Source organism: Pseudoalteromonas sp. 0802 (assembly GCF_013350085.1).
GTDB lineage: Bacteria > Pseudomonadota > Gammaproteobacteria > Enterobacterales > Alteromonadaceae > Pseudoalteromonas.
The window spans coordinates 49,615-62,435 of the sequence record NZ_JABVXE010000009.1; the positions used below are offsets into that span (position 1 = coordinate 49,615).

Below are 12,821 nucleotides of genomic sequence, written 5' to 3' on the forward strand. Positions count from 1 at the left end.
AAACTGCACATCAATTTTGATTATGCTTTTGATATCTTAAATTTAAAGCGAATCATCAATGAACCACACCATCGCGACCATTGCCGTTTTAGTTGCCAGTGTGTTTTGGGGCACAACAGGCACAGCCGCAAGCTTTGCACCAGACATTAGCCCTTTTGCAATAGGTGCGTTTGCGATGGGGTTTGGCGGGGTATTACTTTGCATAACCTCACTAACTCAGCTAATAAACAATGCAAGTACACTGCGTAAGCATTACCCTCTAACCCTACTAGGCTCAGCCTGTGTGGCTATTTATCCGCTGGCATTTTATACCTCGATGAATAGCGCTGGTGTGGCAATAGGCACCGTTGTTTCGATTGCCAGCGCCCCTTTATTTACCGTCTTATTGGAATACTCAATTGAGAAAAAGCCCATTGCAACTCGCTGGCTAGTCAGCTTTTGCTTTGGTGCTATTGGCATTGGCTTAATTGCGTTAGGTAAAGAACATAATCTTGCTGCTAAGGGGTTGTTTAGCCAAAACATCGGCATTTTACTTGGCTTAATTGCAGGGCTTACCTATGCGGGCTATTCATGGGTTGCCAAACGTTTAATTAGCAACGGCGTTCATTCAAGAGCGACTATGGCAAGCCTATTTGGCGGCGCTGCATGTGTACTCTTGCCTTCGTTATTGTTCACTGGAGATGCGCTTTTTGCCACAGTTACCAATACCAGCGTGGCGCTTTACATGGCCATAGTGCCGATGTTTTTCGGTTATTGGCTATTTAGTATTGGCTTAAAAACCATAGCGGCTAGCCAAGCCGTGCTCATCACTTTACTTGAGCCTATTATCGCCACCGTACTAGCTATTGTGATTTTAAATGAGCAATTTCAGCATATTGGCTGGTTTGGCATTGGCTTAGTGAGCATTAGCTTGGTAATTCAAACGGTCAATATTAAGCAGTTCGTGATACACTGCAAAAAACGCATATTGACGATTTGAGATGAGAAAAGACAGCCGACTATCACGGGCTTTACATGTGCTGATCCATTTAAACAGTTACAGCCACCCTGTTACATCAGACACATTAGCAAACATGTTAATGACCAACCCTGTGGTCGTGCGCCGTACTATGGCGTTACTGCGTCAAGCGGGTTATGTATCGGCAATAAAAGGCCACAATGGCGGCTGGCTACTGGCCACTCCCTTAACAGACATCACCTTATTTGATATTCACCAAGCACTTGACGAAAAGAACCTGTTTGTCATTGGTCTAACCGATGAGCACAGCAACTGCCCTATCGAACATGCAGTTAACAGCGCCCTGCAAAACGCAATGGATGATGCAGAAGCACTGTTATTAAAACGTTTTGCTGAAGTGTCGCTTGCAGACCTTGCCAGTCAATTTAAAAAGTAGGCTTACCTTGAAAAACTTGGTGACTCCACAAACTCATACAACACTGTAATTGGCAGGGGCTTACTGAAGTAATAGCCTTGTACTTGAGAACACTCAAGCTCTTTCAATATGTTCAGCTGCTGCTCGCTTTCAACGCCTTCAGCAATTGACTCCATATTTAACGCGCTGGCTAAATCAATCATAGCTTTAACAATTGCTTTGTCAGCATCGCTGGGGTTTTCTAAATCATCAATAAATGATTTGTCGATTTTGAGCTTATCGAGAGCAAAATCTTTTAAGTAATTCATTGATGAGTAGCCTGTGCCAAAGTCATCAATCGACATTTTAAACCCTGCTTCACGCAGTTTTGTAATCGTACTTAAAGCAAACTGAGGATTACCAATGGCAATGGTTTCCGTTAATTCAAGCTCAATACATTCAGGCTCAATAGAATAAGTTTGCAACACCGAAATTAAATCACCAAGCAGCTGCTTTTTAACAAACTTCGTTGCCGATAGATTTATTGCAAAGGTCATTGCTGGCATGTTGTCATCTTGCCACTGGCGAATTGTTTTAACGGTATTTTCGAATACCCAGTCATCAATTTCGCTAATGCGGCCACTGCTTTCAGCAATGGGAATAAACTCAGCAGGTGATACATTGCCTAATGTTTCGCTGTGCCAACGTAATAATACTTCAACAGCCACCACAGCACCTGAGGCAATATCAATTTGTGGCTGAAAGACTAAATAAAGCTCATTATTTTCAAGGGCATAATTAAGGGCATTGATGATTTGTAATTGCCTAAGCCCAGATTTATTCATTTCTTCGGCGTAGAATAACGCATTGTTTCTACCCTGCCTTTTAACCTCAAACATCGCTGACTCGGCCATCTGCAATAGCGGCTCAAACTCTTTACCATCAATTGGAAACAGGGAAACCCCCACCGATGCTGTAACAACAATGAGTTCATCATTAATCGTCAGCGGCTCACTGAGCACTTTTAATAAATCGTGAGTACTTTTATTTATAGCGCCAGTGGAAGTATAAGGCGTGATAAATGCAAAGCGGTCGCCTTGTAGTCGTGCAACCATAATCTGCTCACCCATAAAGTTACAAATTCGCGCACTCAAGCTTTGTAATACAAGGTTGCAACTTGCCATACCCAATGCTTTATTGAGAATTTTAAAGTTATCTAAACCAATTAAAATAAAGGCTGCCTTTGCATCAGCTTGAAGCTTAATGGTTTGCTCAAACTCCATCTGCAACTTGTCCTGGTTTGCAAGCCCCGTTAGCTGATCAAAATAAGAAAGTTGATGTATAAGGGTTTCACTTTCGACTTCTTTGGTCACATCATGCTGAAACGAAATGTAGTTACTCACCTTCCCTTGCTGATCCTTCAATGGGTAAATGGTAGTCTGCTCAACAATCACTTTACCGTGCTTGGTCATGTTAACCAAAGCACCCACCCAGGCTTTTCGATTTTTTAAGTGCTCCCACATTGTTTGATAAACAGCTGGTTCAGTTTGACCGGCACTGATTTTATGCGGGCTCTGACCTATTAGTTCATCATACTCGTACTGACACATATCAAGGTAAGCACGATTCATATACTCAATTTTTGCATCTGTATTGGTAAACATAATGGGGTGTGGATTTTGCTCAACCGCTTGAGACAATATGTGCATGCGTTTGTTAAGAGTAATTTTATGAAACCATTGCCACACTGACTCGGCCCAAACCGTTAGCATGTTTTTATCTTGCACACTAAACACTTTAGTTTGATGCTGTAAAATAATGGCCATATGGCACTGACTATGGCGTATCACGGGCACCACTAACAATGAGTTAGAGTCGCCAGGTAACCCGTATTCTTTTGCATGTTTTCGGTTAACAATGACAGCTTGCCCAGCCGCAATTTTGCCTTGTAACTTTTCAGTGCACACATCAAAAACATTACCTTTCTCGGCTCGATAATCATGTTGCTTTTGTTCGTTACAAATAAACAAAGCTGCGCCATCGCAATTGGTAATTTCGAGGGCTTGATTAACTGCATAATTCAACAACACATCTTGATCGTCTTGAAACGAAATTTCGGTTAGCTGTAATAAACCCCGATTAAATTTACTTTGCTGAGCAAGTGCCGCCATACGCCCAACTTTATCTGACACGTCGCGGGCGTTCACTAAATACGTTGGTCCATCATTATCGTGCTCGAACAAGGTAATCGAAAATTCAAAATGAATAACCCAGCCATTTACGCTAATGGGTAAGGTATTGACCAAACAGACAGCTGATTTTTTTGCCTCCATAAGTGTGCGCATAAAATCTTGCGCATCAGATTTTTCAAACATACAGCTAATATTTTGCCCAACCATCTCTTTAGTAAAGACATGGCTATCGGAGTTATCACTGAAGACTTGACGAAAAGTACCGTCTTTTTCTAGCTCAAAAACCGAGTCTGGCAGTGCGGTAAGTGTTGCTTTTAACTGATTAGAGGAGTTATCTAGTGCTGCATACGGTTTAGTGACGGTTTCAACAAAAAGGATTTTATACAGTAAAAAGTAGGTGAGCCCTTTATACACATGCCCAAAAAAATTAAGGGTGTTGGTGGTGTGCGACGCATCATTAAACACCACAAAACAGGCCTCACTTAAAATAGCTAACAGGCAAACTAATGTTTTTCCTGCAATGTTTAAATTTGTTCTGGGCTTACGAAGTTGTGTCGCAAACATCAAAACAGCAGCACCGTAAAGCGCTAAAACGAGTAACTCAATTAAAAACTTAATATAGCTACCACCGACTCCTTCTATGTAGATTTCTGGCAGTGAACCTGGAAAATAAAAAAGAGAGCTTGCAATAAACAAACTAAAAAGCAGTAAAGAGGTAAGTAAGGCGCGCGCATTTAACGGTTTATATTTAACCCAAATCCCCGCTGCAATAATTAAAAAGGCAACCCCATTAAACAGCCGAGCAATGAGCCAAAAACTTAATACGAGATTCATATCAGCTTCGCCTTCATGCATGCTGTCATAAGCTAAAAAGTGCAATGAATCAAAAATGGCAACGCACAACATGGCACAAGAGAGCAGTAACAGTTTGTAGTTATTGGTGAAATGCCACGTGTTCCAACCAATTGCAAAAATTAAAAACGAGATCACAACTGAGAACAATTCGACGCTCGTATGCATTGCTACATAAAAAGGAATAGCAGCAATAAGACCTAATCGTTCAAGTAGCAAAACAAAAGCCAGCAGCAATACCCCTACCGCAATATAAGGTACAGTGTGTAAAAGCTCTTTTTGATGTGATGGATGAACAACGTATTTCACTATAGTTTTTGACTATGTTTAATTAATACCCTTAGAAAAAAGGATAGTAAAAATAACTAGTAACGACAGTGAAATACCAAAAAAAGATGAGATCAATGCGCTAAGTATGACTTAGCGCACCTTTTATTAAGCTTTTTTGAATGGATTACGGGTATCTTGGTCGGCATCTAGATTACGCATCAAAATTGCGTGATCTAAATCGATATCTTCTGGCAGAGGAATTTTAACAATATGACCTGAGCCTTTCGCATCGCTAATGGCTTCGCCTTTTTTGTTTTCCATAAAATCCAACTTAAAATTGATGTTGCCTTTTGGTGTCATTAATTCTAGTGAATGACCAGTACAGAACTTATTTTTCACATCAATTTCAACTAAGCCATTATCGTTGCGACCTAATACTTCACCCACAAACTGCTGTTTATCTGACACCGAATGACCATACTCATAGTTTTGATAGTCTTGATGTGCGTGGCGTTTTAAAAACCCTTCTGTATAACCACGATGCGCTAAGTTTTCGAGAGTTTTAAATAAGTTTGCGTCAAATGGACGACCAGCAACGGCATCATCAATGGCTTTACGGTACACTTGTGCAGTACGAGCAACATAGTAGAAAGACTTGGTACGGCCTTCAATTTTTAAACTATGCACGCCCATTTTCGTTAGTTGATCAACATATTGAACTGCACGTAAATCTTTTGAGTTCATTATGTAAGTGCCATGCTCGTCTTCAAAAGCAGGCATGTACTCACCTGGGCGCCCTTGCTCTTCAAGCATGAATACTTCGTTACTTGGTGCACCATCACCTAGGGTTGGGATCACCGCTTTAGGGTCAATTTTATGTACCATTTCGCCGGTTTCATTTTCGGTGCCTGGTTTCACATCGTAGTTCCAGCGACATGCATTAGTGCACGTACCTTGGTTTGGATCGCGTTTATTAATATAACCCGATAACAAGCAACGGCCAGAATACGCCATGCAAAGTGCACCGTGAACAAACACTTCTAGTTCAGTATTTGGGCATAGCTCACGAATTTCAGCGATTTCTTCAAGCGATAATTCGCGCGATAAAATGACTCGTTCAATACCCTGCTGAGCCCAAAAGTTCACTGTGGCATAGTTCACCGCATTGGCCTGCACAGATAAGTGAATTGGCATATCTGGCCATTTTTCACGCACTAACATAATAAGCCCAGGATCTGACATGATCAGCGCATCTGGCTGCATCTCAATGACAGGCTCAATATCGCGTAAGTACGATTTAACCTTGGCATTATGAGGAGCAATGTTCGACACCACATACAACTTTTTATTTTGCGCATGGGCTTCGTTGATACCAACTTGCAGATTATCTAGGTCAAACTCATTGTTACGAACACGAAGGCTATAACGAGGTTGGCCAGCGTATACGGCATCTGCACCATAGGCAAAGGCATAACGCATATTCTTTAAACTACCCGCAGGTGATAACAACTCAGGTGTAAAAGGGCGAGGGGTCAAAATAGGTGACGACATGAAAGCTCCACACATCGAACCGAGTACAAGTCGGTTGCATGAATTAATACGATAATGAAGCGCGGGAGTATAATAACCTGCCCAGTAATTTTATTGATCTAGATCATGATTGATTCATAGAGCTTATTGTTGAGTAGGTGACAAACGAAAAAAGCGCCATAAGCGCTTTGGTCATAACAACAATATAGGGGAGTAGTTAATGGGCTGAGCCATCTCCGCCACGTAATACGTTATTAGATGCTTTACATCCATTTTCAGCGATATAATCAACAGCCGCTTTGGCTTGCACTATGCCCCAGCCGTAAGCATGATCATAACCCATATCCCCCTGATCATCGGCAGATGCCCTCAGTGCTAAACGAATACCATTTGCAGAACACTCAGGATAATTACTCCATACCAATGCAGCTGCGCCGGAAACATGGGGAGTTGCCATCGAAGTACCTGATTTAAAGTCATGATCTGAAAACTCAGCGACTGTTATTGTGGTTTTCTTACCGAGGTTGTCCATTAAATTAAGACCCTCATTTCTTGTCACAGAGCCAGCAATCATAGAAGTAGGGTTAATAGTGCCGATTAGCTGGCTTTGGTTATTATTACGAATAATAACTCCCACACCGCCATCCGCTTCACACTGCTCTACTTTTTTATAAAACGGAATTTCCCCTCGTTCGATTAGACAGATTTTTCCTGTTACATCTCCACAGCTCTGAGTACCTAAACCACAATCAACGAGCTCCCCTGTCACAGTACCAAAACGCGAGCCATCCATACCATAATATTGGAAATTAACAGTATCTTGCGTGACATTAAATTTTGAAAAGCGCGCGCGGTCAACAGGCACAGTTGAGAAAATATTAACGCCTGGCGCTGCTAGTTCAATTTGACTGCTTCGCTGAGAAAAGCTTGCATGATTTTTAGTGCTATCAACCGCTGCGACTGAAATCACACTGTCATAAGAGGCAGGGTAGCTATGTGAAGCTTCACCAGCATTTCCTGCTGCCGCAACCATTAATATATTTGCACGAGCAACTTTATCTAACGCTTTTTCTTCAATCGGGCTTGAGTATTTTCCACCAAGGCTCATTGAAATAACCGTTGAACCGGCTTGCTGGCACTCATCAATCGCACCGGCTAAATCCGAAGCGTAAGCCCAGCTACCATTACCTGCAAAAACACGCACAATGTGCATATCAAGGGAATGATCATCGACAATCCCTGTCGTACCAAATTCATTGTCGATTGCGGCAATCGTGCCCGCAACATGAGTGCCATGACCAAATGGATCTTGATACCACACACCAGCACCACCATCGTCTGAGCCTGTAACACCAGCACTCGGCAAATCTGGGTGATCTAAGGCATAACCGCTATCGATTACACACACTCTTTGTCCGCCTTGATATTGAACTTGATCAGCTTGAACCATCGATAAACCATACGGAATATATTGCGAAGCGCCTTCAGACATTAACTTTCTTGGTACGTCAGGGTAAAAAGTCTTTAAGTTTGTAAGCCCTGTAACATTGGCTAACTGAGTTTTATCAATCGAAATTGCAAAACTTTCTAGTGAACTAAGCTCTTTTTCTATTTTAATGTTATTTGATAACAACTCAGATTTAAGCGCAGAGGCTTTATTACTATTTGCTTCTAGAACAATTCGCATTGATTGATCAGCTAAAGAAGGAAAACTATAAGCAAGAGCAATGCTTGCCGCTAAAACTGTTTTTTTATTTATCATCATTAAACTCCTTCTCTACTCTGCGTTGTCGTCATTTTTGCTACTTGGGCAATCTTTCACTTGTACATTGCCACTTATTGTTCCGGCATTGTTATAGCCTTGGTATGGACCAGACTCGAGTAACATCACATTCAATAACCCATTTGCACCAAATCCAGATTTAATACCTTCAGAAATATCCATCATGCATGCAAAGCCAACCCCCTCTCCAGGCAAGCTAGGATTGGTTGAGTTATAATTAAACTCAACTTGATACATCCCCTCAGTGCAAATATCTTGTTTGCAAAATAATCGCTCATCACCAGACTCAGCCCCATCAGGTGATACAGGATCTTCACTACATAAGCCTGCACCATAAACCTGTGCGTTAAATGATACTCCTCCAGATTGTTGCCAATCTAATGCAGTTACATCTTTGTAATTTACTTTTCCGCTTACTTCTCCATCACAACGAGCTGCATGTGCTGTAAACACAGCTTTTCCAGCCCCACCCTTTGAATTAAGAGTGCCGCCAGCGTTAACTTGAGCGTCTAACTTTGCACATCCACCCATAATAGCGAATGATGTGATTAACAAACCTAACTGCGCTTTTTTCATATTAATTCCTTGTTGTTTGTTTTTATTAAAAACAGCTAAAACCACTCAATAATAAAATATATTTAATTTATACAATTAGTTATGAGTGACAAAACAAGTAATAGAGGAAGTAAAATGAGAATTCAACACACTAAAAAGGGTAATAACCATGGCAAGAAAAACGATTAAATTTACTGTAAAAAAACACCTTATTTAACAATATATTAAAATTATTTTTACACAATATAAAAATGTATCAATCTGTACCAAAATGTAATCAAGCACTTAAATATTACAAAAACAGATACCAACTAGCACTTTAGCACTACAAAAATTAAACTAAGTAAGGACTTATACAGAAAAGAAAAAAGGTGACCAATCCTATGGCCACCTTTTTAGATCAAACTCAATTAACTATCCAGGGTAATTGGTTTGGATTTGCTAATGTTAACAGCAAAGCCCTTAACATTGATATTTTTATACGCCAGTTAAGCGTTCTCGGCGTTTTTTCCACAATAAGAACTGATAACCAAGTAGGCCATCGGCCTGAATATTGATCCGCCCACCTGCGGCTTTTATCACTTGCAATTGCTTTGGCTTATCGTCGAATTCAAATTTGAATTTATATGACGTCAGTGTTTGCTCAATCAAACTAATGGCAAGCTCGTGCTCTTTTGCAGCCTGAATGGTGACCATTTCATCCTGATTAAAGCGGTACTTAATTTGTTTATTTGTTGCGATTAGTTTCGGCATCAAATTAGCGATATGTTCATTCCAGTGCGCAGACTTTTTTGCGTATTCCATTGAAGCCGCTTCATCTAGCTCCCATGTGGTCAATAGCTCTTCAGGAACATTAAACCCTTTGTTGCTTGAGCTTGCAGCTTGATGGGTTTGCGCACTAGCTTGATCAGGAATAAAGCTTAGAATACATAACCATATTATTGTTATTAATGAACTTTTATACATTAGCAGGCCTTTGTTACAAAGATATTGAAATAAAGGCCCAGCCACCTAGCCGGACCTTTAAGCGCATAACACAAAATGGTATTAGTCATTAATATGTGCGCAGCGGCCAAATTCAGCACCTGCCGACACCGCATCAACCACTTGCTTAGGGAAGCTAAGTTCACGGTCGCGGCCGTTGTCACATACAAATGCCTTATTCGCGTCAATTTCTATTGATAACACTGCGCCAGCAATGCCTGCCATGATCTCAGAACCATCAGCACTTAGGCCAAACATGTTATCAGTAAGCAAGCCTTTTGCTTCAGTAACACCTTGCTTAGCAAAGAACTCTGCTGATGACATCCAGCCAATACCTTTTAAATAAATAGCGCCAACAAAACCGCCAGATAGAGGGCTACCAGCACGTCCGGTGATCATCGATAAGTCCTCATTTGCATCAAGAACCATCACTGAAGGTAAGCCAAATCCTAGTTCAACTAATTCTTCATGGCTGTAGCCTAGGTCGCAATAGTTGGTCCAGAAACTTATCGCAGGAATGTTGTCACACCAACGTAAGCTACCAATTTTTTGAGTTGTATTGGTTACTGTATCCCATACTTTTACGCCAGCAGGGCGACGGTTTTCGATGGCGCCAAAGGCGACATAACGACCATTTTCAGAAATAACTGAATTGTCGATTGCACCAAACTCCGTGTAGGTATCAACAAGCTCGCCATTCACCCAAGCAATTTGCGTAAAGCCATTCGTTGAACCTGTAATGGTTTCGCCATTACCAGAGATACGATCTGCTCGCGCCCATGCCGTACGACGAATTTGCTCATCGCCATTCATAATAGCGATTTCTTTACCGCTACCATAAGTACGGTCAACCATTTGGGTGCCAGGTAAAACGCTTGCTTTACCCGTGTTTGCATCCCAAACAGTAGGCATACCAACTGAACGCGCAGCTTCGCCTTCAGCACAGCGATTTGAACCATCGTATGGGAAGCGTGTTGTACCAACAATCAACTTACCATCATCATCCATATCCCAGATGCTATGTGAGCTTTGCCCCTGCTGACTTGAAAGCGAGCAACTATTCCCCGTTAAATCTTCAAGCATTGATACTTTGCCAGAGTTTATATCCCAGACGCCACCTTGCATCACGCCATTATCGTTAAAGTGTGCAGTAATGGCAGCTTTAGTTGCTGTTTTGTTCATTGCTGTGCTTGTAGAGCTTAATAAAGCGTAGCCATCAGGGCTTACTAAAGTATCAAACGAATTAGTCGCACTGTCGTATAAGAAAGGAATACCCGAAGAGGTTGTTCCAAGTGCTTTTTTACCGTTTTTAGCGTGATTCATTACAAACGCTGAAATCAGTGGCGTATATTGAATACCATCTTGATAACCGTTGAAGAACATCTCAACTTGTTTAGTTTCACCCGCTGAAACAACTATCTCTGTCATCGCACAGGCATTATCTATTCCCGGGTTTGCACTTTCGTTGTCATTCCAATATTCAGCTTCAGAAAGAATATTCGTTTGCTGAGTTGGATAACCACCGGCATTGATCTCTTGAGTATAAAGAGCATAACGAGCACCTGGCGTTAAGCCATTAATGGTAAATGAGCCATCTGGGCCGATACGGCCTTGTGTCATGTTACCTGACTGTTGGCTGATCACATCTTCGTAAGGGTTATCAAGGTTACGCGCTATTAAATTCACCCCTGAGTACTCTACTCCCTCTTTTGTTAAGAGCTTACCTTGAATAGAGCCAAACTGTGATTGGTACTGCGCTGTAGGATAAAGATCTGAGATATTAACGATGTCATCTTTCACATTAATGGTGTGTTGATTTGCACCAGCACTGCCGCGCACATTAATAAACGGGAACATCGTCTCAATGGCAGAATAATCTAACATACTAGAGCTGGTAAATTTAGTGACACCTTCACAACCTGGTACACCGTCGTATTGCGGACTATAGCTTGCCGACATATACACTAAATGGCCATTTGCTTGCGAGTGAGACATATTGATCGCATGGCCAAACTCATGGGTGAATACTCCACCAACTTGCGTGCCATCGGTATCACTAATATCAACAAACCAGCCATTCATTAAAGCTGTCGCTTCGATAATTTCGCCAGTTTCTTCGTCGGCCCATTCAGGGAATGCAATACCTAAAACAGCGCTTCTTGGCACACCAAAATAGTTTTCTAAAATGCCACCATCAGTGTCGTAATTGACCCAAAAGCCATAACCATTCTCAACACCATAAATTTGATCAACATTTTCTGCAGTCACATCCGCAATGCCTGTTTTCTCAAAAATCGTGCCCTGTACTGACATCTCGAAGGTCGACGTTTCTACATCAGACCACTCTTTCACAGCATTCGCCGTTACTTTGTTGGCTTGCTCAATCGTTAAAAATGTATAATCTCGGTCCAGTTCAGTGTATGCAGGGATCACTGTGCCATCAGGTAAAGTAACATCAACGTTAAAAACAGTGCCTTTTTCAAGTACAGTGAAGGTTTCGACATCGTTACCGTCTTTATCTTTGATAAGTTGGCCGCCATCTGTCCACACTGGAATACTGCCTTTTGAGGTGTCCCATTTATATGGCTGCATTGTCGGTTCATGAATATAGAGTGGGCCACCGGCTAACGCACCTGTCGAAATAGTTGCAAGGGTTAATGCTGCTGCGATTTTAGAAAATTTCATTATTGTTGTACTCCAGACAGTTTACCTACTAAATCCATAAAAACTCCCACATCGACTGCACCTGGTGTGGTTAAAAGATTTTGTTGCTCTGCTGATAAGCTGCTGGTATCTAACCCTTCAAAAACACCTTTGTTAGCAAAAATGTTTTCTACTTTGCCATTGCGCACTACAAATTTACCTTGAGCAAGGCCTACGGTCGTTTGAAACCCTGTGATTGATGCTGGCTTATACATAAAGGCAATCACTTGTTCGCCTTCTTGCCATTTAGAAAAACCTTCAGGCGTTGCGCCTAAATACACTTTGCCATTGCCCATAGAGCGAGGTTTTATCAGGCCAAACTGACGAAAAGTGTAATTTGAATCGTCTTTTAACTTGCCTTTTGCATCTGACGAAACCTGAATAGTCACTTCGGTATAGGGACGATTGTTATCAAAACCATCTGTTACGCTTACCACCTGGCCAGCAATAATGCTCTGTGACTCAACAGCCATCTCTTGTAAGTTTTGTTGTTTTAGTTTCATTGCATTGGCTGCGGGGCTCAAAGTCAGCATTGTGCCAAGTGCAAAAGCTGACGCGCATGACAACTTAGAAAGTGCACTGCGTAGTTTCATTGTTCTC

The 12,821-nt window shown here is 41.6% G+C and carries 9 protein-coding genes; 2 read left to right on the top strand and 7 right to left on the bottom strand.

Features of this window, described 5'->3' with window-relative positions:
• Positions 1-58 precede the first annotated feature (58 nt).
• Both HUS61_RS14270 and HUS61_RS14275 read left to right on the top strand, forming a co-directional pair.
• Positions 59-979 (top strand): DMT family transporter, encoded by a 921-nt coding sequence (locus HUS61_RS14270; RefSeq protein WP_175081091.1) that lies wholly within the window; start codon positions 59-61, stop codon positions 977-979.
• 1 nt (position 980) lies between these two features.
• Positions 981-1,394 carry an Rrf2 family transcriptional regulator gene (locus tag HUS61_RS14275; protein ID WP_175081092.1) on the top strand — a complete coding sequence of 138 codons (414 nt, stop codon included), beginning with the start codon at positions 981-983 and terminating at the stop codon, positions 1,392-1,394.
• Positions 1,395-1,396: 2 nt separating this feature from the next.
• Here the strand turns inward: HUS61_RS14275 and HUS61_RS14280 are convergent, their stop codons facing one another.
• The 7 genes from HUS61_RS14280 to HUS61_RS14310 form a co-directional block, all read right to left on the bottom strand.
• Positions 1,397-4,705 carry an EAL domain-containing protein gene (locus HUS61_RS14280; protein ID WP_175082881.1) on the bottom strand — a complete coding sequence of 1,103 codons (3,309 nt, stop codon included), beginning with the start codon at positions 4,703-4,705 and terminating at the stop codon, positions 1,397-1,399.
• Between the two features lie 126 nt (positions 4,706-4,831).
• Complete coding sequence (gene yegQ / locus HUS61_RS14285) at positions 4,832-6,217, bottom strand: tRNA 5-hydroxyuridine modification protein YegQ (RefSeq protein WP_054562626.1); 1,386 nt, start codon at positions 6,215-6,217, stop codon at positions 4,832-4,834.
• Between the two features lie 196 nt (positions 6,218-6,413).
• Positions 6,414-7,961 carry a S8 family serine peptidase gene (locus HUS61_RS14290; protein WP_175082882.1) on the bottom strand — a complete coding sequence of 516 codons (1,548 nt, stop codon included), beginning with the start codon at positions 7,959-7,961 and terminating at the stop codon, positions 6,414-6,416.
• Between the two features lie 12 nt (positions 7,962-7,973).
• Positions 7,974-8,555 (bottom strand): hypothetical protein, encoded by a 582-nt coding sequence (locus HUS61_RS14295; protein WP_058584534.1) that lies wholly within the window; start codon positions 8,553-8,555, stop codon positions 7,974-7,976.
• A 456-nt stretch (positions 8,556-9,011) separates the two neighbouring features.
• Positions 9,012-9,500: a hypothetical protein gene (locus HUS61_RS14300; protein WP_175082883.1), complete on the bottom strand. Its 489-nt coding sequence runs from the start codon at positions 9,498-9,500 to the stop codon at positions 9,012-9,014.
• Positions 9,501-9,581: 81 nt separating this feature from the next.
• Positions 9,582-12,203 carry a hypothetical protein gene (locus tag HUS61_RS14305; protein ID WP_175082884.1) on the bottom strand — a complete coding sequence of 874 codons (2,622 nt, stop codon included), beginning with the start codon at positions 12,201-12,203 and terminating at the stop codon, positions 9,582-9,584.
• Positions 12,203-12,814 carry a hypothetical protein gene (locus HUS61_RS14310; RefSeq protein WP_063704208.1) on the bottom strand — a complete coding sequence of 204 codons (612 nt, stop codon included), beginning with the start codon at positions 12,812-12,814 and terminating at the stop codon, positions 12,203-12,205. Before HUS61_RS14310 ends, HUS61_RS14305 begins: the two co-directional genes overlap by 1 nt.
• Between the last annotated feature and the right edge of the window lie 7 nt (positions 12,815-12,821).

Excerpts from the sequence above, each read along its gene's own strand:
- HUS61_RS14305 (WP_175082884.1), bottom strand. The coding sequence starts at position 12,203 with ATGAAATTTTCTAAAATCGCAGCAGCATTAACCCTTGCAACTATTTCG.
- HUS61_RS14300 (WP_175082883.1), bottom strand. The coding sequence starts at position 9,500 with ATGTATAAAAGTTCATTAATAACAATAATATGGTTATGTATTCTAAGC.
- HUS61_RS14310 (WP_063704208.1), bottom strand. The coding sequence starts at position 12,814 with ATGAAACTACGCAGTGCACTTTCTAAGTTGTCATGCGCGTCAGCTTTT.
- yegQ (WP_054562626.1), bottom strand. The coding sequence starts at position 6,217 with ATGTCGTCACCTATTTTGACCCCTCGCCCTTTTACACCTGAGTTGTTA.
- HUS61_RS14270 (WP_175081091.1), top strand. The coding sequence starts at position 59 with ATGAACCACACCATCGCGACCATTGCCGTTTTAGTTGCCAGTGTGTTT.
- HUS61_RS14290 (WP_175082882.1), bottom strand. The coding sequence starts at position 7,961 with ATGATGATAAATAAAAAAACAGTTTTAGCGGCAAGCATTGCTCTTGCT.
- HUS61_RS14275 (WP_175081092.1), top strand. The coding sequence starts at position 981 with ATGAGAAAAGACAGCCGACTATCACGGGCTTTACATGTGCTGATCCAT.
- HUS61_RS14295 (WP_058584534.1), bottom strand. The coding sequence starts at position 8,555 with ATGAAAAAAGCGCAGTTAGGTTTGTTAATCACATCATTCGCTATTATG.